At 36.5% G+C, this 26,368-nt stretch carries 28 protein-coding genes and 2 other annotated features; of the genes, 25 read left to right on the top strand and 3 right to left on the bottom strand.

What is annotated here, in order from left to right; translation table 11 throughout:
* Positions 1 to 6 precede the first annotated feature (6 nt).
* The 6 genes from hemC (at position 7) to KI338_RS11590 (ending at position 6,464) form a co-directional block, all read left to right on the top strand.
* Positions 7 to 936, top strand: coding sequence for a hydroxymethylbilane synthase (gene hemC / locus KI338_RS11615; RefSeq protein ID WP_212921165.1), 930 nt, complete (start codon positions 7 to 9; stop codon positions 934 to 936).
* Positions 936 to 1,694, top strand: a complete 759-nt coding sequence (locus tag KI338_RS11610) for a uroporphyrinogen-III synthase (RefSeq protein WP_212921164.1) — start codon at positions 936 to 938, stop codon at positions 1,692 to 1,694. The genes hemC and KI338_RS11610 overlap by 1 nt, the downstream gene beginning before the upstream one ends.
* A 15-nt stretch (positions 1,695 to 1,709) precedes the next feature.
* Entirely contained in the window at positions 1,710 to 2,696 is a 987-nt protein-coding gene (gene hemB / locus KI338_RS11605; RefSeq protein WP_212921163.1) for a porphobilinogen synthase, read from the top strand.
* On the top strand, positions 2,665 to 3,999 hold the full coding sequence (gene hemL, locus KI338_RS11600) for a glutamate-1-semialdehyde 2,1-aminomutase (protein WP_212921162.1): 1,335 nt from the start codon (positions 2,665 to 2,667) through the stop codon (positions 3,997 to 3,999). The genes hemB and hemL overlap by 32 nt, the downstream gene beginning before the upstream one ends.
* Before the next feature lie 376 nt (positions 4,000 to 4,375).
* On the top strand, positions 4,376 to 5,371 hold the full coding sequence (gene spoVID, locus KI338_RS11595) for a stage VI sporulation protein D (RefSeq protein ID WP_212921161.1): 996 nt from the start codon (positions 4,376 to 4,378) through the stop codon (positions 5,369 to 5,371).
* 76 nt (positions 5,372 to 5,447) lie between these two features.
* Positions 5,448 to 6,464 (top strand): phosphotransferase, encoded by a 1,017-nt coding sequence (locus tag KI338_RS11590; RefSeq protein ID WP_212921160.1) that lies wholly within the window; start codon positions 5,448 to 5,450, stop codon positions 6,462 to 6,464.
* On the opposite strand, the gene KI338_RS11585 is transcribed toward KI338_RS11590, so the two are convergent.
* On the bottom strand, positions 6,461 to 6,649 hold the full coding sequence (locus KI338_RS11585; protein ID WP_212921159.1) for a YszA family small membrane protein: 189 nt from the start codon (positions 6,647 to 6,649) through the stop codon (positions 6,461 to 6,463). The two genes, KI338_RS11590 and KI338_RS11585, sit on opposite strands and share 4 nt — an antisense overlap.
* 161 nt (positions 6,650 to 6,810) lie before the next feature.
* Positions 6,811 to 7,041: a binding site (T-box leader), on the top strand.
* A 47-nt stretch (positions 7,042 to 7,088) separates the two neighbouring features.
* Between KI338_RS11585 and KI338_RS11580 the strand changes: the two genes are divergently transcribed.
* Positions 7,089 to 9,731 (top strand): valine--tRNA ligase, encoded by a 2,643-nt coding sequence (locus KI338_RS11580; RefSeq protein ID WP_212921158.1) that lies wholly within the window; start codon positions 7,089 to 7,091, stop codon positions 9,729 to 9,731.
* 38 nt (positions 9,732 to 9,769) lie between these two features.
* Here the strand turns inward: KI338_RS11580 and KI338_RS11575 are convergent, their stop codons facing one another.
* Together KI338_RS11575 and KI338_RS11570 are read right to left on the bottom strand one after the other, a co-directional pair.
* Positions 9,770 to 10,633 (bottom strand): ATP-grasp domain-containing protein, encoded by an 864-nt coding sequence (locus KI338_RS11575; RefSeq protein ID WP_212921157.1) that lies wholly within the window; start codon positions 10,631 to 10,633, stop codon positions 9,770 to 9,772.
* Positions 10,626 to 11,525 (bottom strand): ATP-grasp domain-containing protein, encoded by a 900-nt coding sequence (locus KI338_RS11570; protein WP_212921156.1) that lies wholly within the window; start codon positions 11,523 to 11,525, stop codon positions 10,626 to 10,628. The genes KI338_RS11575 and KI338_RS11570 overlap by 8 nt, the downstream gene beginning before the upstream one ends.
* A 62-nt stretch (positions 11,526 to 11,587) precedes the next feature.
* On the opposite strand from KI338_RS11570, the gene KI338_RS11565 reads away from it, so the two are divergent.
* The 18 genes from KI338_RS11565 to obgE all read left to right on the top strand — a co-directional run bounded on the left by KI338_RS11565 (position 11,588) and on the right by obgE (position 26,180).
* Positions 11,588 to 12,901: a bifunctional folylpolyglutamate synthase/dihydrofolate synthase gene (locus KI338_RS11565; RefSeq protein ID WP_212921155.1), complete on the top strand. Its 1,314-nt coding sequence runs from the start codon at positions 11,588 to 11,590 to the stop codon at positions 12,899 to 12,901.
* Positions 12,902 to 12,998: 97 nt separating this feature from the next.
* On the top strand, positions 12,999 to 13,919 hold the full coding sequence (locus KI338_RS11560) for a hypothetical protein (protein ID WP_212921154.1): 921 nt from the start codon (positions 12,999 to 13,001) through the stop codon (positions 13,917 to 13,919).
* Between the two features lie 181 nt (positions 13,920 to 14,100).
* Positions 14,101 to 14,772 carry a RadC family protein gene (radC, locus tag KI338_RS11555; protein WP_212921304.1) on the top strand — a complete coding sequence of 224 codons (672 nt, stop codon included), beginning with the start codon at positions 14,101 to 14,103 and terminating at the stop codon, positions 14,770 to 14,772.
* A 234-nt stretch (positions 14,773 to 15,006) separates the two neighbouring features.
* A complete protein-coding gene (locus tag KI338_RS11550) occupies positions 15,007 to 16,050 on the top strand; it encodes a rod shape-determining protein (protein WP_280530747.1) in 1,044 nt (347 codons plus the stop codon).
* Positions 16,051 to 16,062: 12 nt separating this feature from the next.
* Positions 16,063 to 16,926, top strand: a complete 864-nt coding sequence (gene mreC / locus KI338_RS11545; protein WP_212921153.1) for a rod shape-determining protein MreC — start codon at positions 16,063 to 16,065, stop codon at positions 16,924 to 16,926.
* Positions 16,923 to 17,447 carry a rod shape-determining protein MreD gene (gene mreD / locus KI338_RS11540; RefSeq protein WP_212921152.1) on the top strand — a complete coding sequence of 175 codons (525 nt, stop codon included), beginning with the start codon at positions 16,923 to 16,925 and terminating at the stop codon, positions 17,445 to 17,447. The genes mreC and mreD overlap by 4 nt, the downstream gene beginning before the upstream one ends.
* A 50-nt stretch (positions 17,448 to 17,497) precedes the next feature.
* Positions 17,498 to 18,190, top strand: a complete 693-nt coding sequence (minC, locus tag KI338_RS11535) for a septum site-determining protein MinC (protein WP_212921151.1) — start codon at positions 17,498 to 17,500, stop codon at positions 18,188 to 18,190.
* The gene (minD, locus tag KI338_RS11530) at positions 18,183 to 18,980 is read left to right on the top strand and encodes a septum site-determining protein MinD (protein WP_212921150.1); all 798 of its coding nucleotides are present in this window, start codon (positions 18,183 to 18,185) and stop codon (positions 18,978 to 18,980) included. The genes minC and minD overlap by 8 nt, the downstream gene beginning before the upstream one ends.
* 1,220 nt (positions 18,981 to 20,200) lie before the next feature.
* Positions 20,201 to 20,623, top strand: coding sequence for a VOC family protein (locus KI338_RS11525; RefSeq protein ID WP_212921149.1), 423 nt, complete (start codon positions 20,201 to 20,203; stop codon positions 20,621 to 20,623).
* A gap of 78 nt (positions 20,624 to 20,701) precedes the next feature.
* A complete protein-coding gene (locus tag KI338_RS11520; RefSeq protein ID WP_212921302.1) occupies positions 20,702 to 21,073 on the top strand; it encodes a GNAT family N-acetyltransferase in 372 nt (123 codons plus the stop codon).
* A gap of 100 nt (positions 21,074 to 21,173) precedes the next feature.
* On the top strand, positions 21,174 to 21,398 hold the full coding sequence (locus KI338_RS11515; RefSeq protein WP_212921148.1) for a hypothetical protein: 225 nt from the start codon (positions 21,174 to 21,176) through the stop codon (positions 21,396 to 21,398).
* Between the two features lie 140 nt (positions 21,399 to 21,538).
* On the top strand, positions 21,539 to 22,312 hold the full coding sequence (locus KI338_RS11510; RefSeq protein ID WP_212921147.1) for a M23 family metallopeptidase: 774 nt from the start codon (positions 21,539 to 21,541) through the stop codon (positions 22,310 to 22,312).
* On the top strand, positions 22,299 to 23,165 hold the full coding sequence (locus KI338_RS11505) for a M50 family metallopeptidase (protein WP_212921146.1): 867 nt from the start codon (positions 22,299 to 22,301) through the stop codon (positions 23,163 to 23,165). The genes KI338_RS11510 and KI338_RS11505 overlap by 14 nt, the downstream gene beginning before the upstream one ends.
* 69 nt (positions 23,166 to 23,234) lie before the next feature.
* Positions 23,235 to 23,309: a sequence feature (ribosomal protein L21 leader region), on the top strand.
* 13 nt (positions 23,310 to 23,322) lie between these two features.
* Positions 23,323 to 23,631: a 50S ribosomal protein L21 gene (rplU, locus tag KI338_RS11500; protein ID WP_212921145.1), complete on the top strand. Its 309-nt coding sequence runs from the start codon at positions 23,323 to 23,325 to the stop codon at positions 23,629 to 23,631.
* A gap of 11 nt (positions 23,632 to 23,642) precedes the next feature.
* Positions 23,643 to 23,972, top strand: a complete 330-nt coding sequence (locus KI338_RS11495) for a ribosomal-processing cysteine protease Prp (protein WP_212921144.1) — start codon at positions 23,643 to 23,645, stop codon at positions 23,970 to 23,972.
* Between the two features lie 11 nt (positions 23,973 to 23,983).
* Entirely contained in the window at positions 23,984 to 24,274 is a 291-nt protein-coding gene (gene rpmA / locus KI338_RS11490) for a 50S ribosomal protein L27 (RefSeq protein ID WP_010098994.1), read from the top strand.
* A gap of 76 nt (positions 24,275 to 24,350) precedes the next feature.
* Positions 24,351 to 24,881, top strand: a complete 531-nt coding sequence (locus tag KI338_RS11485; RefSeq protein WP_212921143.1) for a Spo0B domain-containing protein — start codon at positions 24,351 to 24,353, stop codon at positions 24,879 to 24,881.
* An 18-nt stretch (positions 24,882 to 24,899) separates the two neighbouring features.
* A complete protein-coding gene (gene obgE, locus KI338_RS11480) occupies positions 24,900 to 26,180 on the top strand; it encodes a GTPase ObgE (protein ID WP_212921142.1) in 1,281 nt (426 codons plus the stop codon).
* The last annotated feature ends 188 nt before the right edge of the window (positions 26,181 to 26,368 follow it).

Here is a 26,368-nt window from a genome sequence, read left to right as displayed (position 1 = left end):
TACGACATGCGAAAAATCATAGTTGGATCGAGACAGAGTAACCTAGCTCTTACACAAACAAATTGGGTAATCAATGAACTAAAAAAAGCTGGAGTTGAAAATGATTTTGAAGTAAAAAAAATTGTTACCAAAGGTGACCGCATACTGGATGTGACTCTATCAAAAGTCGGAGGAAAGGGTTTGTTTGTAAAAGAAATTGAACAAGCTCTATATGATAAGGAAATCGACTTTGCTGTCCATAGTATGAAGGATATGCCAGCAGTTCTACCGGATGGTTTAGCTATCTCTGCTATTCCTATCAGAGAGGATCACCGTGATGCTCTAATTTCCAAAAACAATATTAATTTTAAGGATTTACCACATGGAGCTATCGTTGGAACAAGTAGTCTTCGCCGTGCTGCACAGCTCTTAGCAGAAAGGCCTGATATCCAAATTAAGTGGATTAGGGGAAATATTGAGACAAGAATACGAAAATTGCAGGAAGAGGATTATGATGCAATCATATTAGCTGTTTCTGGGCTTAAACGTGTAGGACTTAGTGAGGACTTGATTACTGAATATCTTGATATCGATGTCTGTGTCCCTGCTGTAGGGCAGGGTGCTTTGGCAATTGAATGCCGCGAAGATGATCAAGAGCTTCACAACATTTTAGCTAAGATTAATGATGCTTATACAACGAAAACTGTTACTGCTGAGAGAACGTATTTGAACTTGCTTGAAGGTGGCTGTCAGATTCCTATAGGTGGATTTGCACAATTAGAAGACGATGAAGTTATTTTAACTGCATTAGTTGGTACACCTGATGGGAAAACGATATTAAAAGAGATTGTTCGAGGTATAGATCCTGTACAAGTAGGAAAAGATGCCGCTGAAAAACTTCTCGGTCAAGGTGCAAAAGAAATTATTGAGCAAGTAAAAGAGGAGCTAGATAAGTAATGCAACTCCCACTTTCCGGTAAAAAAATATTAAATACAAGAGAAGCGTTACAGGCCGGAAAACTTACTAAAATGCTAGAGGAGTCCGGTGGGGCAGTTTTTGAAGTACCATTACTTAAAATCTCTTGTAAAATTACCAATGAAAACAAAAGCTTTATTCAGAATTTAAGCAGGTTTGAATGGATATTATTCACGAGCTCTAATGGTGTTCATTGTTTTTTTAAACTTCTTTCACAATGTAACTTGGAACTACCGAATCTTCATATTGCAGTTGTAGGTCATAAGACAGAGGAAGCCTTAAAACAATATGGTTACCATGCTGAACTTGTACCAGAAATTTACGATGGAGAAAATTTAGTTCAAGAATTTCTAGCAAAATATAAGGTAAATGGTAAGGTTTTATTAGTCCAAGGAAGCCGTGCGAGAGATATTATTGCACTTGGTCTTAAGGAAGCAGGAATACCATATGAAGTAATTATTGTTTATGAAAATACCTTTAATGATGATGCAAAAGTGACGCTGAAAAGGCTATTACGTACAAAGCATTTTGACTATATTACTTTTACGAGCCCTTCCTCTGTGGAGGCTTTCATGATGTATCAAGATGGAGTCTTGCGGTTACAAACTAACCCTGTTTTCGTTTGTATCGGTAAGACAACAGAAGATAAAGCAAAGGAACTGGGACTAACAAATACTATTTCACCAAGCATGTACACGATTGAAGGAATGGTACAGGCTATGTGTGAGACAACGAAATGAGAGGACTGAAGTTTTATGGAATATGTTACTGATTTTAAACGTCATCGCCGTTTACGTTCATCAAAGGCTATGCGAGATATGGTAAGAGAAAATCATTTACGAGTAGATGATTTTATTTATCCTATGTTTGTAGTAGAAGGAAGTAATATGAAGAAGGAAGTACCTTCTATGCCAGGAGTATTTCAAGTTTCTCTTGATTTACTTTCTAATGAAGTTAAAGAAGTCTATGAACTTGGGATTAAATCTGTCATTCTCTTTGGTGTTCCAAATGAAAAGGATGAGGTTGGAACAGGCGCTTATATCGAAACAGGAATTGTACAAGAGGCAACGAGACTTATTAAACGCGAATATCCTGAGCTACTTATAGTTGCAGATACTTGTCTATGTGAGTACACCTCACATGGTCACTGTGGTGTCATTCATAATCATGATGTTGATAATGATGAATCACTTGAATTATTAGCAAAAACCGCTGTTTCCCAGGCAAAAGCAGGTGCAGATATTATTGCTCCTTCAAACATGATGGATGGTTTTGTAAAGGTAATCAGACAGGCGTTGGATGAAGCTGGTTTTACGAATATTCCAATTATGTCATATGCAGTAAAATACGCATCAGCATTCTATGGTCCATTCCGTGATGCAGCCGATAGTACTCCACAATTTGGGGATCGTAGGTCATATCAAATGGATCCGGCAAATCGTCTTGAGGCACTAAGAGAGGCTGAATCAGATGTCGAAGAGGGCGCAGATTTTCTTATAGTCAAGCCTACACTTTCATACCTTGACATTGTACGTGACGTTCGTAATAACTTCAATCTTCCAGTGGTTGGATACAATGTAAGTGGAGAGTATTCGATGGTAAAAGCAGCAGCACAAAATGGATGGATTAATGAGAAAGAATTAGTGTTAGAAATGCTAACCTCAATGAAACGTGCTGGAGCAGATTTAATCATCACATATTTTGCAAAGGATGCAGCAGCTTGGCTTAAAGAAACTAATTAATGGTGAGGTGACTGGTGTGAATCGTTATGATCGATCAATTGATGCTTACAAAGAAGCAGTAGATTTAATGCCTGGAGGGGTGAATTCACCTGTACGTGCATTTAAGTCAGTCGGAATGGATCCGATTTTTATGGAAAGTGGAAAAGGTTCTAAAATAAAGGATATCGATGGTAATGAGTACATTGATTATGTGTTAAGCTGGGGACCATTAATTTTGGGTCATGCGGATGAAAGAGTTGTTCAAGGGCTTCATGAAGTGATAGCGAATGGGACTAGCTTCGGAGCACCTACGCTTTTGGAAAATAAACTTGCTAAACTAGTAATTGAGCGTGTACCATCTATAGAGGTTGTGAGGATGGTTAACTCTGGTACAGAGGCAACGATGAGTGCACTAAGACTTGCACGAGGATATACTGGTAGAGATATTATCTTGAAATTTGAAGGAAGCTACCATGGTCATGGTGATTCATTATTAATTAAAGCGGGATCGGGAGTCGCGACATTAGGCTTACCAGATAGTCCTGGTGTACCAAAATCAATTGCTCAAAATACTATTACTGTAGCATATAACGACCAGGATGGTGTCCGTGCAGCATTTGAACGATATGGTGAAAACATTGCTGCTGTTATAGCCGAACCTGTATGTGGAAATATGGGTGTTGTTCCACCAACAAATGACTTCTTAAGCTTTTTAAGAAAGATTACGGAAGAATATGGGTCATTACTTATTTTTGACGAGGTGATGACTGGTTTCCGTGTTGACTATAATTGTGCACAGGGTTATTTTGGCATAACACCAGACTTGACCTGTTTAGGAAAAGTTATTGGAGGGGGATTACCAGTTGGAGCTTATGGTGGCAAACGGGAAATTATGCAACAAGTTGCACCATCAGGCCCAATCTATCAGGCAGGTACATTATCTGGTAATCCATTAGCGATGACAGCAGGCTATGAAACACTACATGCTTTAACGAAAGAGTCCTACTCAAATATTAATAAACGAGTAGATCAACTTGTTGAAGGCTATAAACAAGCAGCAGAAGATTATGAAATACCACTTCAAATTAATCGTGCAGGATCAATGGTTGGCATATTCTTTGCTGAGGACCCAGTAGTCAACTTTGAAACAGCATCAAAATCGAATTTGGAGTACTTCAAGAAATACTACCGAACAATGGCTGAAGAGGGCGTATTCTTACCACCGTCACAATTCGAGGGATTATTCTTATCAACTGCACATACAGAAGAAGATATTGATAAAACAATAAAAGCAGCGAGAAAAGCTTTTTCTACCTTAAAATAATAGGAGGGCTGTTCCAATAAAATTGGAATAGCCTTTTTCTTTTCTTAGCATTTTTACACATCATTTCACATCCGAATACATATAAAAATGATGTCTATAACGTTTCTATGCATCAATGTTTTAGCATTTATGCGTTAAAATGACGTTTAGAGCAACGCTAAACATCATTTCATTACCACATAGATAATCAAAATGAAGCTTATCGTGTACTTCATTTTATCTATTATCACAAGTCTATATGATGTTTATCTATACCACTATCATGTACGTTATCTCAAAACACTTTTTACCTAGTTAGCATATCCTTATACCTTGACTCATATAGATAATTAAAGATAGAGCATATGGTATGTATGTGTTGAAGGGAGGAAACAACTTGGCAAATGAACAATCAGTATTCCGCTTTGATTTAAATGAATCACTGTATTTTGAGAAGGGCCAAGAAGTCGAAGAGATTATGGGGATATCCTTGGACCCAGAGATTTCAATTCAAGAGTTTACGGATTATATCTCCATTAGGGGAGTAGTAGAATTACAAGGTTCCTATCAAAAGCTTGAACTATTCGATGAGGAGGATGAAGCCGATTCCTATTTTGAATCCTATGATTCGAGGCGTTATATGGAACGTGTAACTGATACATCCTATGGGAGTGCCGAATTTATGCATCGTTTTCCAGTTGAGATAACGGTTCCATCCTACCGTGTTGAAAATTTGAATGATGTGTTAGTTACGATTTCAGAGTTTGATTATGAATTACCAGAACCAAACCATCTCAACTTACGATCCACGATTGAAATTCATGGTATAAATAATCGAGTTGAAGAAGTAGAGGACGAGGATCCAGAATCCGTAGTTGAGGAATCAGAAGAGGAACTAATCGAATCAAGAGACTCTGGTAATACCTTTGAATTTGATGTAAAGCCAGAGCTAGAGTCTTCCAGTTTTGAGGAGCCTGTCGGATTAGAAGAAGATGTAAAAAATGAGCTCGATGATGAAATGGAAAGTGATCGCTGGAAGTTTAAGAAGGAATCTCAGACCTTCGAACAATTTTTCAACAAAAATAAAGTGCCAGAAGTAGAGGTTTTGGAGGAATCTTCATCCATAAAGGAATCTAGTTCTAGCTCTAGCTCCAAAATGGAAAGTCATGAAAGTAGGGAGGAAAAGACTGATTTAACTTATCTATCTGATATATTCCGAAGTTCTGAAGAGGAATATTTTAAACTGAAGCTCTGCATTGTACAGGATAGAGATACATTAGAGTCTATTGCTGAAAAATATGAAACATCAACCCTCCAAATTCGAAATTATAATCAATTAGAGGAAGATGATGTAACAGAAGGTCAACTACTTTATATTCCCATAAAAAAGTAAATGGAACGAATTAGAAACCCCTTGTCTTTTTTGCCAAGGGGTATATTAATGGAGCTTATTTTAGGTGGTGAGTAGCTTGGAAAATGTACGAGGTATTTTAGAAGCCTTTCGTGTCTATCCTGTTGAAATTGAAAAGTACACAGATAGAGTTTATTACGTTAAAAGTAATAATCAGACCTATGCGTTAAAGAAAAGTATCCTTAATAACGATACACTTCCATTCTGGCATGATGTATATCGTGTTGCTCAAGCTGAGAATCTACAGCACATAATACCTGTGTATATAAACCATAGAGGAGATTTATATGCAGGGAATGAGAATGAGGTATATTACTTAACACCATGGATTGAATCTCACCATAGGTCATTATTTATTGATAAAGTCTATCAAACCTTAGGCTATATTCATGCTAAAACAAGGAAAATCCATACATTGACAGAGTCGTCACGAGAACAATCAAGAGAAAGCTTTTTAATCTACCAAAAACAAATATATGATTTACGAAAAGCACTATTGGGTCATGTAGAATTATTCGAGTCTAGACATTTTATGTCACCGGTAGAACTACTAGTCTGCACGCAATACCGTGATATACTGAAGGCTTTCTTTTTAATGGATAGAAGGCTAGAGCAGTATCTAGAGAATCAATCTACTATTTCAGAGTGGCAAGTTTGTCTCTGCCATGGTAACTTATCGGGTAGCCATATCCTTCATGGGGAACGAACATTTTTCATCAATTGGGAGCGTTCCAAGTATGATAATCCTATTATAGATTTGTCCCATTTTCTAAAGGATAGGACGCTTCATTATGACAATGAAGGTGAAGCATTACTGAGTAAATTTCACAACTACATGGACGAGAACAAGCTTTTAATTCATGAGTTGATTCTACTTTGTATTTATTTAATGGATCCATCGCAATATCTCCAAGCAATTGAACGATATGTCAATGATAGTTCCGAGGACAGTACGATAAATCAGGTAATCCAGCTTCAGAGGCTTCATCGACAACTATTATTTGGTATCCGTTTTTCTGAATTTATTGAGGCAGAGTATGAAATGGTTTCACTTGATGAGAGTAGTGAAATTTAAATCCATTTAAGATAAAATGAAATAAATATAAACGCTAAAAACAGAGTAAGCAATACGTCAAATGAAGTTGGGAAAATAATAGTCCGAATAAGCTGGAAGATTAGTATTGGTAAGGTCACGCTTTCAACAACAATTAAACATTTTAATGCCCAAGGTGGTAATCGATATCGATAATATCTACTCATGCAAATTCACCTCCGTAAGGTAACACGTTATATGATTTGGTATTCACTTAGCATCGCTTTTCTTAATACTATATGTATAAACAAAGGTGATTTGTGCAATGATTCATTTAATAGTTGATTTATGAACAGAAATTGACTAAAATAAGAAAATAAAACTATAAATGAAGCAAATGATTGGGAAGAGTACAGAAGCGTAACCGTTTAGAGAGGAAAACATTTGGTGAAAGTTTTCTCGGAATTACCTTTTGGAAGGTCGCCCTTGATGCAGCTACTCCGAATTTAAGAGTAAGAGTATGCCGGTTAATGACCGTTATCAAGTAATGAGTGTATAGGTTTTTTAAGACCTGTAAACAAAGGTGGTACCACGGAATAATGCCCTTTTCGTCCTTTAATTAAGGATGAGAAGGGCTTTTTGTATTTAATAAGGAGGCTGATAAAAATGCAGGAAAATAACAATTCACTTCCACCGAAGTATAATCATCATGCAGTTGAACAAAATCGCTACAAATTCTGGCTAGAAGGTAAGTACTTTGAAGCAACAGGTGACCCAGATAAGGAGCCGTTCTCTATCGTTATTCCACCACCAAATGTAACTGGACGTCTTCACCTCGGCCACGCTTGGGACACTACAATGCAGGATACTGTATCTCGAATGAAGCGGATGCAGGGCTATGATGTATTGTGGCTTCCAGGAATGGACCATGCTGGTATTGCAACACAGGCTAAAGTTGAAGCAAGATTAAGAGAAGAAGGTACTAACCGCTACGAGTTGGGTAGAGATAAGTTTCTTGAAAAAGCTTGGGAATGGAAGGAAGAGTATGCAGATTTTATCCGTTCACAATGGGAAAAGCTTGGTTTGGGGTTAGATTACTCCAGAGAGCGGTTTACGCTTGATGAAGGTTTATCAGAAGCCGTAAAAGAGGTCTTTGTAACGCTATATGAAAAAGGGTTAATTTACCGTGGTGAATACATCATCAACTGGGATCCTGAAACAAAAACAGCATTATCGGATATTGAGGTAATTTACAAAGAAATTAAAGGCAATTTCTATCATATGAAATATCCAATTAAAGATAGTGATGAAACAATTGAGATTGCTACGACAAGACCAGAAACTATGCTAGGGGATACTGCTGTTGCAGTACACCCAAAAGACGAGCGCTATCAGCATTTGATAGGTAAAACGGTTGTTCTTCCAATAACTGGACGTGAAATTCCGATTGTTGCTGATGACTATGTTGATATGGAATTTGGATCTGGAGCAGTGAAAATTACCCCAGCACATGATCCAAATGACTTTGAGATTGGCAATCGTCATGATTTAGAACGTGTTTTAGTTATGAATGAAGACGGCACAATGAATCATAACGCAGGTAAGTACAAGGATATGGACAGATTTGAGTGCCGAAAGCAAATCGTTAAAGATCTTCAGGAGCTTGGTGTTTTATTTAAGATTGAAGAGCATATTCACCAAGTAGGACATTCTGAGCGAAGTGGGGCAGTTGTTGAACCGTATTTATCAACACAATGGTTTGTGAAAATGCAGCCACTTGCTGATGCAGCTTTAGCATTGCAGGATACAGATGATAAAATCAATTTTGTTCCAAAACGATTCGAGAATACGTATTTTAACTGGATGGAGAACATCCGAGATTGGTGCATCAGTCGTCAACTATGGTGGGGTCACCGTATTCCAGCTTGGTATCATAAAGAGACTGGGGAAATATATGTAGGAAAAGAAGCACCTGCAGATATTGAAAATTGGAATCAGGATGAGGATGTATTAGACACATGGTTCTCAAGTGCACTGTGGCCATTTTCCACGATGGGCTGGCCAAATGAAGACTCAAAGGACTTAAAACGCTACTTCCCTACAGATGTATTAATTACTGGATATGACATTATCTTCTTCTGGGTAGCTCGAATGATCTTCCAATCAAAGGAATTTACAGGAAAACGACCTTTTAAAGACGTATTACTTCATGGATTAATTCGAGATGAGCAAGGAAGAAAATTTAGTAAATCCCTAGGTAATGGTGTTGACCCTATGGACGTGATTGAAAAATATGGTGCTGATTCTTTACGATATTTCTTATTAACCGGCACTTCTCCAGGTCAGGATATGCGTTTCCATTGGGAAAAGGTAGAATCCACCTGGAACTTTGTTAATAAAATTTGGAATGCTTCACGATTCTCTTTAATGAATATGGAAGGCTTTACGTATGAGGACATTGATTTAACAGGTGAACTCTCGCTCGCAGATAAATGGATATTAACGCAATTAAATGAAACGATTGAACAAGTAACAAGAAATACGAATAAATATGAATTTGGTGAAGCAGGTCGTCATTTGCATAATTTCATTTGGGATGAATTATGTGATTGGTATATTGAGATGGCGAAGATTCCGCTATATGGTGAAGACGAACATGCGAAAAAGACTACACGCTCTGTACTTGCTCATGTACTAGATCAAACCATGAGGCTCTTACATCCATTTATGCCATTTGTTACAGAGGAAATCTGGCAAAAGCTTCCTCATGAAGGTGAATCAATCACTATTGCCAAATGGCCGGAAGTTAATATTAATTTCCATGATGAAAAAGCTTCAGAAGAAATGAAACGGTTAGTTGCTATTATCAAGTCAGTAAGAAATATTCGCGCTGAAGTGGATACACCAATGTCGAAGCAAATTAACTTATTGATTCAAGCAAAGGATGAGTCTATCGTTGCTGAGCTTGAAAACAATCGTCATTATGTGGAACGCTTCTGTAATCCAAGCGAATTAACGATATCTACTGCAATTGATGCTCCTGATAAGGCGATGTCAGCTGTCGTAACGGGTGCTGAAATTTTCTTACCGCTAGAGGGATTAATTGATTTTGATAAGGAGATTGCTCGTTTAGAGAAAGAGCTTGATAAGTGGAATAAAGAAGTTGAACGAGTTCAGAAGAAGCTTCAAAATCAAGGCTTTATATCAAAAGCTCCACAAGCCGTAATTGATGAAGAAAAGAAAAAAGAACAAGACTATTTAGAAAAACAAGCTGCTGTAAAGGCACGACTTGAAGAGTTAAAAGGATAGGTTAAGATAGAATCAAGAGTAGCAGGGGATATATACCACTATATATCCTTTGCTACTCTTTCTTTTATGAATGTGACATATTTTTCTAAAATATTCACATCACTTACAGCACTAAGTGTTCTAGATCCAACAACATCTTCAATTTCATTAAATAATAATTCACCTTGATGTCCAATTAAAAAATCGATGCCAACCATCCCAAAATCAAATTGTGAAATTATTTTTAATATTAATTTCTTCTCATCGCTATTTAATGGATACCAAGTTGCCGTACCACCAAGCTTATAATTAGCACGAAAGTCGGATTGACTCATACGCATAACTGCTCCAACAATCTCACTACCGACAACAAAAACCCGTAGATCTTTACCTAGCTGTACTTCTGTTGATTGTATAACATAATCTGAAGCGGTTAGCTGTTGGGTATATGCAACCCATTCCTCAAAATTCTTGATTAAAAAGACGTTTTTCCCACCTCTACCAGTGACTTCTTTTATAACAAATGGATAAGACATAGGAGGTGTCTCCAGTATATTCTCTCTGTTTATAAAGACAGTATCGACCATTGGAATTCCAAGCTTTGCCACTTCGAAATAGGTTCTTGCTTTATCATTACATATCTCTGATAAAGTAGAGGAATTAAAGACAGGTACACCTAATTCCTCTAGTATTCGATTCATCATAGGCTCTACTGTCCGAACAATAGCAAATCTGGGTAAATCAACTTGAACTCCATGATAAAAAACAGAATGCATATTTTGGTATATTCCTATGGATAGATGTTCCCGAAGAATTAACGCTATGTGTAAGGATTGTTTTTTACCTTCCTCGATAAACCATTCGATATAAGCTTTATTTTCTAGTGCATCTCGACCATTATAAATAAGCCAACCATTAATCATTTTTATCCCTCACTGCTTTTAATATATGCTCCATTATTGCATCTGCTGCATTAATTCCTGAACAGTTATATAGATTACGAATATGTGCATTAGAATTAATTTCACAAATGATAAAATCACCGTCAGAACCATAAAGTAAATCTACTCCGCAAAAATCAGCCCCGATCGCTTTTGCTGCTGAAATGGCAACCTTTTTTGCTTGTTCAGAGGGTTCGAATGCCTCTATATTTCCCCCAGCTGTTACATTAGCTCGAAAATCATGATTTGCAGTACGTTTCATCGCAGCAACTACTCGATTACCAACCACTTGTATTCGAAGATCCTTTCCAAAGCTTGAATGGACAAATTCTTGAAACATAAACGGTTTTCCGTAAAGCTCGATTACTTTTTCTTTAAGCTCCTCCTTGGAATGGACGAGGTATACCTGTTCTCCAAATGATCCAAATGCTTCTTTCACAATCATAGGTAGACCAAGCTGCTCAATAATTGTGTCAAGATCTGGTAAATACTTTTCTTTACGACTATAAAAAACCTTAGGAGCTACTATTGTTTTTGGAATTGGTAGCTGATGCTTTGCCAAAATCTGATAGGTAGCAATTTTATCATCACTAGTCTCAATCACATGTGAAGAATTAAAAACTGGAACGCCTAATAATTCTAGTTGTCTAGCTAAATAGATATCTTTATCTGTAAATACAATATAATCCGGTAATTCACTTTCGGATAATAGGCCGATTTGTTTGTCTCCGAATAATGTGAGGAGATCATTGTTTTTAATAATTTGAGCATTTGAACCAAGTCTATTTGCAGCATCTCGAATCATTTCAGCAAAATCCAAAAACTTATTACCAGGCAAATTTCCATTGTATATAATCCAACCTGTTTTACTCAATTGACCTTTTCCTTTCTTATTTGTGCTATAATTTTTTCGATTAATAGAAAGATGGTGAAGCAATGTTTACTAGTATAGAGCAGGTTAATCAGTTCTTTCGGGATAGAAAAAACTATGGGATTAAACCTGGACTTGACCGCATGTATCAGTTACTAGAATCACAGAACAATCCTCAAGATAAAATAAAAGCAATTCATATTGCAGGAACAAACGGAAAAGGTTCAACACTAACATATATAAAAGAAGCATTCATTCAGAATAACTATACAGTCGGTGTTTTTACCTCACCTAGTTTAACAGGCATAACTGGCCATATGTACATTAACGAAATGCCTATTGGTGCCGAGTCCTTCTTAACCTACCTAAATAGGCTATTACCTACCATAGAACGATTAGATACAAAAGAAATGTATCCAACAGAGTTTGAAATTATTACGGTAATCGCCTTTATGTATTTTGCAGAATCTGTTGATATTGCCCTTATTGAATGTGGTATGGGAGGTAGAGAGGATGCTACAAACTGTATCTCTCCTATTTTGTCCATTATAACAAATATTGCTATGGACCATGCTTATTTTTTGGGTGATACCATAGAAAAAATTGCTTATCATAAAGCGGGAATTATCAAGGATCAAATACCTACTGTTGTAGGAAAAGTAGATAATGCCTCTCTAGAAATTATTGTAAAGGAGGCAACCTCCAAAAATTCGACAATATATCAGTATAGTCAGGAATATAAGGCTAGTGAAATCATGATTCAACAAAATTCGCAGAGCTTCCAATGGGAGTATAACGATTTCTCTCTTCCTATCACAATAAACATGAAGGGACGCCATCAAATCGAAAATGCCTCAACAGCCTTAATGGCTATTCACCAATTAATAGATGCCGGATTTTCTTTAGATTGGGTAAAGGTACAAAAGGCATTTCAACTTGCTAAGCTTGAGGGTAGGTTTGAAAGGCTAATGGAACAGCCTTCTATTATCGTAGATGGTGCTCACAATCCAGCTGGAATGGATGCATTTTTACAAACCGTTCAATCTGAATATGGAGATAGAGAGAAAATATTAATATTCGCAGGCTTCCGGGATAAAGAGTTAAAGCAAATGATACTGGAAGCAATTCCTTATTTTCAGACTGTATTTCTTACAACTTTTGATAGTCCGAGAGCGGAAGAAGCAGATGAGTTAGGAAGACAGATTCAAGCTAATAATGTAAAAATCAATTCAAATTGGAAAGAGCTTGTCGAGAAGGTGGTTCTTTCGGATAAAGAGAGCAATAGTGCATACTTTTTCGCTGGATCATTACACTTTATAGGATTAATTAGATCATTTATTAATAGTGCAAAAGGAGATAAACTATCGCGGTATATGTAGAAAAAAACATTTTAGGACTGACAATATTCCTCTTACTTTTTAATAGAATTATGCTAGAGTAAAACAAACTAATCTAGCAAAGTGAGGGGAACAGCAAATGTCTGCTAAAGGACCAATAGTTGTAAGGATTGATGGACACAAAAAGAAAATAAATTCTGCTAAGGGTGATGACGGTCGTAAAAAAATGGAAACATTGGCTCACACAGAAGCAGCAGCTGCTGAAGAATCAAGTGATCGCATTCATACTTTTGCTAGAGAGTATGACAAGTCACTGATGATATCTAAATCTAAGACGAAAAAACAAAGTACCTTTTCCATGTTTAAGCCAATACTTATTGCAATCATTTCTGCTTTGGCAATAGGCTCTATCATGGGTTTTGTCATGCTCAAAATAATTGTAAACTTTGATAATGAGCTGAACCCAACACCAGGAAACGTTTTACCAGCAGAGGATGATGACAGTAAAGAAAATAAGAAGGCTGATTCTGTTGAATTATCCTCTTTTACACTTGATGCATTATCTGCATATGTCTTGCAGGGCGGGGTATATTCTGAATCTGCAAATGCTGAAACAGAATTAGGTAAATATACAGATTTAGGATATGCGCCAATTATATGGCAACGTGATAATCAATTTTATTTACTAGTTAATATCGCGGATTCCAAAGTTTCCCTACAAGAGGATGCATTATCACTAGCAAACAACAATATTGAAGTATATGTGAAAGAATGGCAAATTAGTGAGTCAAAGCTTGAGCTTACGGAAGAGGAGTATAACTGGATTACTATTTTCCAAAAGGATTGGAATAATGCATTGAAACACGGCGGTATCAATAAGGAAACCTGGAAAAAACTTATTGATGATGCACCAAACAAAACAGAGCATTTAACTAGTTTTACAGCAAGTTTACGTGAGGTATTAAAGCAAGAGGGGAAAGGAACAGGTACATTATTAATGGAAATGGCGAGTGCATATGAGGATTGGTTACAATCTGGAAAAATAAAATTAGAAGAGTAGTAATTTTTTTATTTTTATTGTAGAGACAGTATGAAAAATATTATTTTTCATACTGTCTCTTGAATTTTATGGTTCGTTTAAGAAAAGAAAATAATTTTATTTCAATTTGTCACGCCCTTGAGTCTAAGCTATTCTATTTAGAAAATGAAGGGAGGAAAACCAATTGAAATCTTCAACAATCATGATAAAGGATGTTCCAAAGGAAGATCGTCCGAGAGAAAGACTGTTAAGCTTAGGAGCAAGTCATTTATCAAATCAAGAATTATTAGCCATTTTGTTAGGCAGTGGAACAAAAGATGAATCCGTTATGGCACTTGCTAATCGCTTATTAATGCATTTTGAAGGTCTCAAGCTATTGAAGGATGCTACCATTGAGGAGCTTACAGCAATTAAAGGAATAGGAAGTGCGAAGGGAGTATTAATTTTATCCGCCTTAGAACTGGGTAAACGATTAAGTCAATACAAGGCAAGTGAAAAATACGTCATACGTTCACCAGAGGATGGTGCTGATTATATTATGGAAGAACTTCGTAATTTGAATCAGGAGCATTTTGTCGTTCTTTTTTTAAATACAAAAAATCAAATTATCCACAGGCAAACTATTTTCATTGGTAGCCTAAATGCTTCGATTGTTCATCCAAGAGAAGTGTTCCGTGAAGCGGTCAAGCGCTCCGCGGCATCAATCATTGTTGCACATAATCACCCCTCAGGAGACCCCACACCATCACAAGAAGATATCCACGTTACAAGGCGCTTAGCGGAATCAGGTAAAATGATTGGAATAGAATTATTAGATCATTTAGTTATTGGTGATCGTAAATTTGTATCATTAAAGGAAAAAGGATACCTATAGTACTATCAATTTTTTTGGTTTTCTCGTATAATTATGTATAGATGAAAAGCTAGCGCCATTTTCATATCATCTTGAAGGTGGCGCTCTTAGAATTGGAAAGGTTCTTTCCATACATATCGTTTTTTAATCAATTACTATTCGAATTATATTATGAAGGGCTTCACATAAAATATATAGAAGTTAGTTATGCTACTGTTAATGAATACCGAATTGGTGTTGGAGAGGGAGATTTTATTGGGGATTATTGGACTATCTCAGGATTTGGGAATTGATTTAGGAACTGCAAATACATTGGTTTTTATTAAAGGCAAGGGTGTGGTATTAAGAGAACCCTCTGTTGTTGCAAAGAATATGGAGACTGGAGAAATTGAAGCGGTCGGAAGCGCAGCTAAGAATATGATTGGCAGAAGCCCTGGGAATATTTCTGTTATTCGCCCAATGAGAGATGGGGTAATTGCAGATTATGATACAACAGCATCAATGATGCAATATTATATTAAACGGGCGATGCGTAATCGGTCTTATTTTGCAAAAAAACCAAATGTTATGATCTGTGTACCATCTGGAATTACAATGGTTGAAGAACGAGCAGTTATTGACGCCACGAAACAAGCGGGAGCAAAGGATGCATTTCCTATAGCAGAGCCTTTTGCTGCAGCAATTGGTGCTGGTCTACCGGTTTGGGAGCCAACTGGAAGCATGATTGTTGATATTGGCGGTGGCACTACAGAGGTCGCAGTCATTTCACTAGGTGGTATTGTAACGAGTGAGTCAATTCGTGTTGCTGGTGATGATATGGACGAGGCCATTATTCAACATATTCGCAAAAACTATAACTTATTAATTGGCGAAAGAACTGCAGAACAGATTAAAATGGAAATAGGAACAGCCAGTGATACCAATATTGAAAATTTATCAATGGAGATTCGTGGGCGGGACTTACTAACTGGACTACCAAAAACAATAGCAATAGATGAAAATGAAATAGCTACGGCACTAAAGGATACAGTAGATGCAATTGTGTATGCGGTTAAGATAACTTTAGAAAAAACACCACCAGAGTTAGCTGCTGATATAATGGATCGTGGAATCGTCTTATCTGGTGGTGGTTCATTATTACGTAATCTTGATCGAGTATTAAGTGATGAGACGAAAATGCCAGTTTTTATAACTGAAAGTCCGCTGGACAGTGTTGTTATTGGAACAGGCAAGTCTTTGGAATATATTCAGCATTTCAAAGCGCAGCCGAATGTATCTACTCGTCCAACCGTAGAATAAGTGGGTGTTTTGATGTCTTTATTTCGTAAAAAGAGGTTATTTATTATATTAATTGGGATTATTGTACTTGTTGTTCTGATAGGATATTCCCTAGGAAATCGTTCTAAATTGTCGATAGGTGAACAATTTGTCAGCGACGTTATTGGAACTGTTCAAAATGTCATTTCAGCTCCTGTTAAATTTGTTACCAATATCGTGGGGAATATAGGCGATGTTCGTGATACATACGAAGAAAATGAAGTATTACGAGAAAAGCTTGCACAATACAAAGGTTTAATCTATGAAGTACAGGAAATTAAAGAAGAAAATGAAGAGTTAAGAAAGCTTTTAGATAAAGCAGATTCTATACGCTCCTATAATCCAATTCATGCGACTGTTACAGCAAGGTCACCAGAGCGTTGGATTGAACAGGTAACCATTAATAAGGGTAAGCTTGATGGGGTAAAAGAGAATATGGCAGTTATCACCGCAGATGGAATGATTGGAAAAATCCAACGTGCTTCACAACAAACCTCAACTGTTCAACTATTAACAGGTTTTGATGAATTTAACCGAATATCAGCAACAATTTCTCGAGAAAAAGGAAATGATATTTTTGGTTTGATCGAGGCATATGACAGGGAATCTAATTCTCTTATTCTTCGAATAATAGAAGACTCTGATCAAGATCTGAAGAAAGGTGAGCTAGTTGTCTCCTCTGGAATGGGTGGGGTATTCCCAGCAGGATTACCAATTGGAAAGGTGAAAGAGGTTATTCCAGACCAATACGGACTAACAAGAACTGCACTGGTCGAGCCAGCAGCTAATCTGTATGATATAAATAACGTTGTTGTAGTTGATAGAGTTTTAAGCGGTGAAGAGGGGGATGAGGAATGAGGCATGTATTCCTCCCCCTTATTCTGCTAATTCTTGTTGCTCTAGAAGGGGTAGCTTTAGATATTCTTCCGAGCAGTCTGCTGGACAGTAATCTAATGATAACTCCACATTGGGTCCTTATGTTTCTGGTATTAATTGCGATTTTCTATGATCGACAAAATTCCTACTATGCCATCATGTATGCCTTTATTTTTGGATTATTGATTGATATCGCCTACACGGGGATTCTAGGTGTATATATGTTTACATACGCTGTAGTTATTTACGTGATTCTTGAATTGAGGAAGATGTTACATAGTAATATTTATTCCGCGTTATTGTTTGGTATAATAAGTATAACGATTGCTGAGTTAATCATAAATGTTATTTACTATGTGGTAGGAATTATGAATACTACCTGGACAGATTATTTTATATATCGTTTAATCCCGTCGGTTCTAGCTAATGCGATATTCATACTTATTTTATATCCAATATTTGCAAAACGATTAGAAAAGTGGAAAAATACGCAGATAAAGTAAAAGTAATAGCAACCCTGCACGCTGAAATTAGCACTAATGAGGTGAACATATTGCAAGAAACAAAACAAAAAAACTATGTGACGATTAAAGGAACTAGAGATGGACTTACACTTTTTATCGATGATCGCTGTTCATTTACAGATGCGTGTAGGGAATTAGTTGATAAACTTTCCGTCAATATTGTACAAAAGGACGAGCCCGTTGTGCCAGTTACCGTGAAGCTTGGTAATCGCTTTATATATGAAGATCAAAAGAAACAATTAGAGGAAATTATCACCAAAGATAATCATTTTACCGTCCAATCATTAGATTCAAATGTTATATTACGTGACGAGGCACTAGCCTTTTTAGATGACACAGAAGTTAAAGTAATAACCCGTATAGTTCGCTCTGGCCAAGTATTAGAAATCAAGGGAGATTTGCTATTAATAGGTGATGTGAATCCTGGTGGAAACGTAGTTTCTACAGGAAACATTTATATTATGGGGAGTTTACATGGCGTTGCTCATGCCGGTGTAAATGGTGACCGAAACGCGATTATAGCTGCTTCCTATATGAATCCTAGTCAGCTTCGAATTGCAGATCATATTAGTCGTGCACCAGATTATGAGTCTGATGGAGTATATATGGAATGCGGTCTCATTGATGATGAAAAAGATAAAATAGTGATTGATAGAATACAAGTTTTGGCACATAAGCGTAAGAGCTTAAATCGGTTTGAAAGGAGACTAATCAATGGGTGAGGCAATTGTTATAACATCAGGTAAAGGCGGGGTTGGTAAAACAACTACCACTGCTAATATTGGAACTTCATTAGCTTTAATGGATAAAAAGGTTTGTTTGATTGATACAGATATCGGTCTTCGAAATCTTGATGTTGTAATGGGTCTAGAAAACCGTATTGTATACGACATTGTCGACGTAGTACAAGGTCGTTGCAAATTAAAGCAAGCCTTAATTAAGGACAAGCGCTTTGAATATTTATCCCTGCTTCCTGCTGCGCAAACAAGTGATAAATCAGCTGTTACACCAGAAGGAATGCGCGAAATCATAAAAGAGTTGAAAACAGAGTATGATTATATTATTATCGATTGTCCTGCTGGTATTGAACAGGGATTTCAAAATGCAGTCGCAGGGGCAGATAAAGCAATCGTAGTTACCACCCCAGAGAAATCTAGTGTTCGTGATGCCGATCGAATTATCGGTTTATTAGAAAAGGAAGATATGGATGCACCTACTTTAATAATTAACCGAATTCGTAAGCATATGATGAAAAATGGGGATATGTTAGAGATTGATGAAATCGTTCAAATCCTTTCGATTGACCTAATTGGTATTGTATTAGACGATGATGAAGTTATTAAAGCATCTAATCATGGTGAGCCTGTTGCCTTTCAACCAAATACGAAAGCATCCATTGCTTACCGAAATATCGCTAGAAGAATCCTCGGTGAATCCGTGCCATTACAGTCTCTAGATGACGAAACTGGTATGTTCCAAAAGGTTAAGAGATTTTTTGGGATTAGGAGTTAGTTGGATTATAGCGTATTTCTTAACAGTTTCGTTTTATTGGATATAATTAGAAATTACTATATGAACAGAGTTCTAAACGATATTGATTTAGAACTCTGTTTTTTGTTTGTTAACAAGAGGATATTTCGGTTTTCTGCTTTTTTGTATATGTATTACGAGATATGTATTAGTCTTACAAAATACGATAGTGCTTACACCAGCACTATCGTCCAGACTGCAGAGAACAAGCTAGGGGCAAAAATGAAGAAATCAGATGGATTTAGAATTGGCCTTATCGCTGTCTATGTACATTGCTTTAGCTGCTTCTAAGACTACTTGCAACACTACAATTATTAGGGTTAACTATACTGACTTTATGGGTAAAATATAAATAGGTCAATGACCAAACTAGGAAAAGTCAATAGACATTTTTTTATGGAATAGGTATAATAAAAGTAGACAAGCCATACTAATTAAATAACCGAGAATGCAGCAACATTCTCGGTTAGCATGATAGTAGATGTTCAGGTGGATTTCCCTCTGGACGAAGCAGAAAGAACCCCACCCTTATTTTGATTTAGCGGTCAAAAGGGTGGGGTTCATCGTTTATCAGTAAAGTCTTTTACTAATTGTCTAATGAAGTCTAACAGCTTTAACAAAAATCCTCCAGCTGCGAAAAGTACTGTTAATAGTAACAATACTAATTCTATCTCCATTGGCATCCCTCCTTTCACCATAATCGGTTTCCAGAGGGAAGCGATATACCCCACCCGTACAACTCTACCATGCTTGTCTTTATTTTATCTTATAGATATTTAATGGCAAGTTATTTCATTTAATTATTTAACATATCATTATCTGTAAAGTCGAACATGCTCTTCTTCGATATCGCTATCACCTAAAAGTAAACTTCTGAACCATTTTTTACATTTACTCCAAAAATTGTAACATAATGCCTAGATTGTTAAATAACTAGGCGTTATGTAATATAATGGAACTAATGATTATTCCACAAAAGAAGGTGAATAAACGAGTAAAGACAGAAAAGAATTGCTGTTGTTTTTAGTAGTTTTGCTGTTTATTAGTCTTATCTTTAATTATAAGTTTTATAAAACCAGTCATGAATGAAGCAATCCTTATACCATTTATATAAATGAGTTCATAAGTATAATGCTTTACTTGGCTTGTCTCTGATTGGTTTCTTATTTGGGATACATAAAATTATTATTAGGAGGTATGTAATGGAACCGCGAATCTCAGTTTTAACTTTAGGTGTAGATGATTTAGAAAGGTCATTGAAATTCTACAAGGATGGACTTGGATTACCTACAGAGGGGATAGTAGGTCAAGAGTTTGAACACGGTGCAGTAGCTTTTTTTGAATTACAATCAGGGCTAAAACTAGCTATATGGAAGCGTAAGGACATAGCCCATGATACAAGTATAAATCAGTCACTGAAAAGTCCAACTGAATTTACGATTGGTCATAATGTGGGTAGTAAAGAAGAGGTTGATCTAGTAATGGAACAGGCTAGAAAGGCTGGTGCAGATATTACAGTTCCAGCACATGATACCTTTTGGGGAGGATATTCTGGATATTTCCAAGACCCTGACGGACATTTATGGGAAGTAGTTTGGAATCCAGCTTGGGAAATTACTGAGTGAGAAAAGTATTAAGGGGGATTCCATTTGAGCGTGGAAATTAAGACTTCTACAGATAGACCAATAAAAGCAATAGAGTTAATGAGACTTTATCGAGATGTTGGTTGGTGGGAAAATAGAAATGAACACGATATTGAACAAATGTTAAAACGAGAAATAACTGTTGGTGCATGGGAAGATGATGTTCTAGTGGGTTTTGCCAGGTCTATTTCGGACGGTAAATTTAGGGCTTATGTTGAAGATGTTGTTATACAAACAGAATATCAAAAGCTTGGTATTGGTAAGAAGTTAATATTGCAATTGTTAAAGGAACTTTCTCATATTGATGTAATTAGTTTGTTTTGTGAAGCGGATTTAATCCCGTTTTACGAGAAAAATCAGTTTAAATTTAGCAATTCTCAAGTTGTCATGCATAGAAATGCCTCATTAACCGTCATGGGGAATAACGAGTAGACTCTGAAAAGGTGGAGCTTTTAAAAAACAAAAGTAAATCGTTAAATGAAAATATTTTTTTAATGAATTCTAAATCTAAATTCTGATTGGAGTAACTATTATGGAATATAATACAGAGCATCAAATAATAAGTGAGCTAAAGAATATAAATAAATCATTACATACGATGAATGAGAAAATCGATGCTATTGATAAGGGCGGTAAACCAGCCTTTAATTTATGGGAAATTATAAGGTCTTTGTTAATAGGAGTATGTATTGTAGGTCCTGGATTAGCAGTTACAATTGTTGTTTTTCAAGTTATTTACAGTTGGTTATTTAACTGAATAATGATAGAAGTTAGTAAGGGCCCTCTTATTAAATGAAGTTTAATTGTTTATTAACTATTCTCATACTACTAAATACATATCTTGTCCGCTTTCTTCATACAATTGTATAAACGTTTAATGAAGGAATGTGAGGGCGTATGAAGAAAGATATTAAGGATGTTCGCCGTGCCATAAGTGAACGGAAGAAGTCACGCGGGCTACCAAATAAAACAAGACATAAAAATTTTAGTACCATCATGCCAGTTTTACCGCAGGATGAAGAAAAACATGGGTATTATCCTGACTTTCTTGATCCATCCGCATCTAATCAAAGAAATAGTAAAGTAGTAACTGGTATTATTTTTAAAGGGATATTATCGGTTATGTTATTCTTTTCCGTTGCAATTGTTCTCCAAAACGATGCGGATTTTCTTTCAAAGCCAAAGAAGTGGGCATATCACGCACTAACTGAAGAATTCCCATTTGCATCCACTTATGAATGGTACAAGGATGCATTTGGAACACCGCTGGCATTTTCACCAAATAATGAAAAGCAAGAAGCAGAGAAAGTAGCTTTAGTATTACCAGTATCAGGTAATGTTACAGAGACATTCCAAACAAATGGGAGAGGGATTAAGATTGCTCCTGCTGATACTGCTCCAGTTTCTGCATTAAGGGATGGTGTTGTTATTTTTGCAGGAAAGGATCGCAATACCAAGAAAACAGTTGTAGTTCAACATGCGGATGGAACCACTTCAACCTATGGGTACTTAAGCTCCATTGATGTTCATTTATATCAAATAATTGATGCGCAACAGCGAATCGGTGAATTTGCACCATCTGAGGATAATGAAACCCTTTATTTTGCAATTGAGAAAGACAATGAATATATCGATCCAGTTCAGGTGGTTGAAGTCGATGACAATCCGTAAACTGCTACCACCGATACATATCCATCCAATCCTGCTTATTTTTATGGTTATCTCGTTTTTTACGGGTACCTTTGTAGAATTATTCATCATTCTAGCCATAGTTCTAATCCATGAGCTTGGGCATTATATAGCAGCAGCTCTATTCAAATGGCGAATTAGAAAGGTAATGCTTTGGATCTTTGGTGGAGTCATGGACACGGATGAACACGGAACAAGGCCACTAAAGGAAGAGTTTTTCGTAACTATTGCAGGACCTCTTCAGCATTTCGTTATATATGGAATGGTATTAATTGGTTCAGCTCTAGCGTTTGTTCCAGCCACAATGGTGGAGAAGATATTATTTTATAATACAATCATTTTGGTATTTAATTTGCTGCCAATATGGCCATTAGACGGTGGAAAACTGTTATTTTTTTTGCTTTCAATTAAATTACCATTTCGAAAGGCATATCACATTATGATTATGCTTTCTATCGTATTAACATTAGTTGTTATTTTGTTGCAGTTCGTTTTCTATTCATTCACATTGAGTGCTTTCTTGTTGATGATCTTTTTGTTATTGGAAAATCGTTCAGAATGGAAAAAAAAGCACTATGTTTTTATTCGATTTCTGCTTAATAGATATAAGGGGGAACAGTGGATAAAAGACGTAAGACCGATAACGGTACCTGCACAATATTCTCTCATGGATGTTTTCATCCAATTTAAACGGGATTATAAACACCCAATTTATGTTCAAATGCCTAATAATACACGTCTTTACATTGATGAAGCGGATTGCTTGCAAAGCTATTTTTATGATAAAAATTATGATTTGACAATCGGCGAGATTGCTATGTTTCATGCTAGCTAGAAAAATAGCAAGGAAGCTTGACAAATAGTAATCGAACATGATAACATTTGTATGTTATTCATCGTAGCACCCGTGCTACAACCGCACAGAACAGGTTTTTAAAACTCTAAGTTAGTTACCTGTATGGCGAGTCTGAGTTAATTAAGGAGGTGCAGTTATGTACGCTATTATCGAAACAGGTGGTAAGCAAGTTAAAGTTGAAGAAGGCCAAGTAGTTTACGTGGAAAAAGTTACAGCTGACGTGAATGAAACTGTTACTTTTGACAAAGTTCTTTTCGTAGGTGGAGCAGACGTTAAAGTTGGTTCTCCTTATGTGGAAGGTGCTACTGTTACGGCTAAAGTTGAAAAACACGGCCGTCAAAAGAAAGTTACTGTATTCAAGTTTAAAGCTAAGAAAAACTACCACAAGAAACAAGGTCATCGTCAACCATACACAAAACTAGTGATTGAAAAAATCAACCAATAAGGGTTTAAACCATGATTAAGGTTACTGTATACCGAGATAATAATCAAATAAAGTCCTTTGAGTTATCTGGACATGCAGAAAGTGGTCCCTATGGATATGACTTAGTTTGTGCTGGAGTATCCGCAGTTTCCTTTGGCGCAGTAAATGCTGTACTTAAGATGACGGATATTGAATTAGAAATCGAACAAGGTCATGAGGGTGGTTATCTTCGTGTGTCTATTCCAGATTCTGTAGATGAAGGATTAATGGAAAAAGCACAGCTCTTGTTCGAGGGTATGATTGTTTCACTGGAAACTATTGAACGTGACTATAATCAATTTATTACAATTCAAAGTAAATAGGAGGTGCTCTTATGCTACGTCTAGATTTACAGTTCTTCGCATCTAAAAAAGGTGTTGGTAGTACAAAGAACGGTCGTGACTCAGAGTCCAAACGTCTTGGTGCTAAACGTGCTGATGGACAATTTGTAACTGGTGGATCTATTTTATATCGTCAACGCGGTACTAAAATCTATCCAGGTGAAAACGTTGGCCGTGGTGGAGATGACACGCTTTATGCAAAAATCGACGGTGTTGTAAAATTTGAACGCTATGGTCGTGACCGCAAAAAAGTTAGTGTTTACCCAGTTGCTCAAGAAGCATAATATTACCGAACAAAAACTCCAATCAATTTAGTGGTTGGAGTTTTTTTGATATAATTCATGGTAATGGGGGGATATTGTGGAGAGTAAAGATATCATTCAACTATTACGTTTACAACGACATGATTTAATGAATGATTTGCAAATAGTTCATGGCTATTTAAGTATGGGTAAAATTGATAAAGTTAAGATGAAGGTAAATGATATTTTGGAAGCTTTTCATCAAGAAAGATTACTTATGAATATGAACTGTCCCAATTTTGCATTATGGCTTTTGCAATTAAACTGGAAACAACCCAACATACGTTTTAATTATCTTTTACATAGTATAAATCTAGATTTATCTCATATTGACAATACATTGACTTCAGTTGGTATGACATTTATTGATATACTAACAATGGCAGTCAGTAATCATGAGGAACTTGTAGAAGGGACTATTGAGATAAATGAGATTAGTTCATCCATCGAACTGGTGATAACCGTTAAAGAGGGTGTAATAAATAAGAATGCATTTAAAGTAGGAATTAATAACAAAATAGATAATGTTTCTATCTATGAGGATAACACGAATGAAACGATTATCTGTACATTTACATTTCCTGCATAATGATATGAGGTGAAAAATATGTTTGTCGATCAAGTCAGTGTGTATGTGAAGGCTGGTGACGGAGGGAATGGGCTTGTTGCTTACCGTCGTGAAAAATATGTCCCTTTAGGTGGTCCTGCCGGAGGAGATGGTGGAGACGGCGGAGATGTTGTTTTTAAAGTGGATGAGGGTCTTAATACGTTAATGGACTTCCGCTATAACCGACACTTTAAAGCAAAACGTGGGGAAAACGGGATGAGTAAAAATCAGCATGGTAGAAATGCTTCCCCGCTAACCGTTTCAGTACCACCTGGAACTACTGTTATCGATGAGGATACCAATCAAGTAATTGCAGATTTAACTGTCCATGGTCAAGAGGCTGTAATTGCAAGAGGTGGTCGAGGGGGTAGAGGTAATTCACGCTTTGCGACCCCGAGAAATCCAGCACCTGATTTTGCTGAAAATGGAGAACCAGGTGAAGAACGCAATATAAAGGTAGAATTAAAATTAATCGCTGATGTAGGATTAGTCGGCTTTCCTAGTGTTGGGAAATCAACGTTTTTATCCGTAGTTAGTGCAGCAAAGCCAAAGATTGCTGACTACCATTTCACTACTTTAGCTCCAAACTTAGGCGTGGTTGATACTGGAGATGGTCGAAGCTTTGTTTTAGCTGATTTACCAGGTCTAATAGAGGGCGCTCACGAGGGAGTCGGACTGGGACATCAATTTTTAAGGCATGTTGAACGAACAAGGGTAATTATCCATGTAATTGATATGGCAGGAACAGAAGGTCGTGCCCCTTTTGAGGATTATCAAAAGATTAATAATGAATTAAGAGAATATGATGAGAAGCTTATGAATAGACCACAGGTGATTGCAGCAAATAAAATGGATATGCCTGATGCAGAAGAGAATCTAAAAAAGTTTAAGGAACAAATAGAAGATGATATACCAGTATTTCCGATTTCAACATTAACCAAATCTGGACTTCGAGATTTACTTTATACAGTGGCAGACCTATTGGAAAAAATTCCAAAGAACACAGATGAGATAGAGGATACAGATGAAACCGTAGTTTATCGATATCAAAAAGAAGACAAAGGCTTTGAAATTAGTCGAGATGATGACGGTGCATTTGTACTAACAGGTCCACGTATCGAGAAATTGTTCAAAATGACCGACTTTAATCGTGATGAAGCCGTTCGACGTTTTGCTAGACAGATGCGTACGATGGGTGTAGATGATGAACTCCGTAAACGAGGAGCAGAAGACGGGGATACAATCCGTATTTTACAATTTGAATTTGAGTTTGTTGAATAGTTATATATAAAAGAGCCGTTTCCTATTGGAAAACGGTCTTTTTTGTGTTTAGGGCAATTTATTCTTCTAGTCTAAACTGCCTCAAACTACAGTAGGTAATAACAGATAGCTCTTATCAATACCTAGTAATTTTAAAAAGGTCGTAAACTGACAAACATCACTCCCCATTGTTTTATCTCCATACAAGT

The sequence above is a fragment of the Ornithinibacillus bavariensis genome, from assembly GCF_018333235.1.
Lineage (GTDB): Bacteria > Bacillota > Bacilli > Bacillales > Amphibacillaceae > Ornithinibacillus > Ornithinibacillus bavariensis.
Note: the sequence above shows the minus strand (reverse complement) of the source record. Positions and strands in the feature narration are given on the sequence as shown.

Excerpts from the sequence above, each read along its gene's own strand:
- KI338_RS11510 (WP_212921147.1), top strand. The coding sequence starts at position 21,539 with ATGAAGAAAGATATTAAGGATGTTCGCCGTGCCATAAGTGAACGGAAG.
- KI338_RS11610 (WP_212921164.1), top strand. The coding sequence starts at position 936 with ATGCAACTCCCACTTTCCGGTAAAAAAATATTAAATACAAGAGAAGCG.
- KI338_RS11575 (WP_212921157.1), bottom strand. The coding sequence starts at position 10,633 with ATGATTAATGGTTGGCTTATTTATAATGGTCGAGATGCACTAGAAAAT.
- KI338_RS11585 (WP_212921159.1), bottom strand. The coding sequence starts at position 6,649 with ATGAGTAGATATTATCGATATCGATTACCACCTTGGGCATTAAAATGT.
- KI338_RS11525 (WP_212921149.1), top strand. The coding sequence starts at position 20,201 with ATGGAACCGCGAATCTCAGTTTTAACTTTAGGTGTAGATGATTTAGAA.
- hemC (WP_212921165.1), top strand. The coding sequence starts at position 7 with ATGCGAAAAATCATAGTTGGATCGAGACAGAGTAACCTAGCTCTTACA.
- radC (WP_212921304.1), top strand. The coding sequence starts at position 14,101 with ATGATAAAGGATGTTCCAAAGGAAGATCGTCCGAGAGAAAGACTGTTA.
- KI338_RS11495 (WP_212921144.1), top strand. The coding sequence starts at position 23,643 with ATGATTAAGGTTACTGTATACCGAGATAATAATCAAATAAAGTCCTTT.
- obgE (WP_212921142.1), top strand. The coding sequence starts at position 24,900 with ATGTTTGTCGATCAAGTCAGTGTGTATGTGAAGGCTGGTGACGGAGGG.
- KI338_RS11580 (WP_212921158.1), top strand. The coding sequence starts at position 7,089 with ATGCAGGAAAATAACAATTCACTTCCACCGAAGTATAATCATCATGCA.
- minD (WP_212921150.1), top strand. The coding sequence starts at position 18,183 with ATGGGTGAGGCAATTGTTATAACATCAGGTAAAGGCGGGGTTGGTAAA.
- mreC (WP_212921153.1), top strand. The coding sequence starts at position 16,063 with ATGTCTTTATTTCGTAAAAAGAGGTTATTTATTATATTAATTGGGATT.
- hemB (WP_212921163.1), top strand. The coding sequence starts at position 1,710 with ATGGAATATGTTACTGATTTTAAACGTCATCGCCGTTTACGTTCATCA.
- KI338_RS11560 (WP_212921154.1), top strand. The coding sequence starts at position 12,999 with ATGTCTGCTAAAGGACCAATAGTTGTAAGGATTGATGGACACAAAAAG.
- KI338_RS11565 (WP_212921155.1), top strand. The coding sequence starts at position 11,588 with ATGTTTACTAGTATAGAGCAGGTTAATCAGTTCTTTCGGGATAGAAAA.
- KI338_RS11515 (WP_212921148.1), top strand. The coding sequence starts at position 21,174 with ATGGAATATAATACAGAGCATCAAATAATAAGTGAGCTAAAGAATATA.
- hemL (WP_212921162.1), top strand. The coding sequence starts at position 2,665 with ATGCAGCAGCTTGGCTTAAAGAAACTAATTAATGGTGAGGTGACTGGT.
- rplU (WP_212921145.1), top strand. The coding sequence starts at position 23,323 with ATGTACGCTATTATCGAAACAGGTGGTAAGCAAGTTAAAGTTGAAGAA.
- KI338_RS11520 (WP_212921302.1), top strand. The coding sequence starts at position 20,702 with ATGAGACTTTATCGAGATGTTGGTTGGTGGGAAAATAGAAATGAACAC.
- mreD (WP_212921152.1), top strand. The coding sequence starts at position 16,923 with ATGAGGCATGTATTCCTCCCCCTTATTCTGCTAATTCTTGTTGCTCTA.
- rpmA (WP_010098994.1), top strand. The coding sequence starts at position 23,984 with ATGCTACGTCTAGATTTACAGTTCTTCGCATCTAAAAAAGGTGTTGGT.
- KI338_RS11505 (WP_212921146.1), top strand. The coding sequence starts at position 22,299 with ATGACAATCCGTAAACTGCTACCACCGATACATATCCATCCAATCCTG.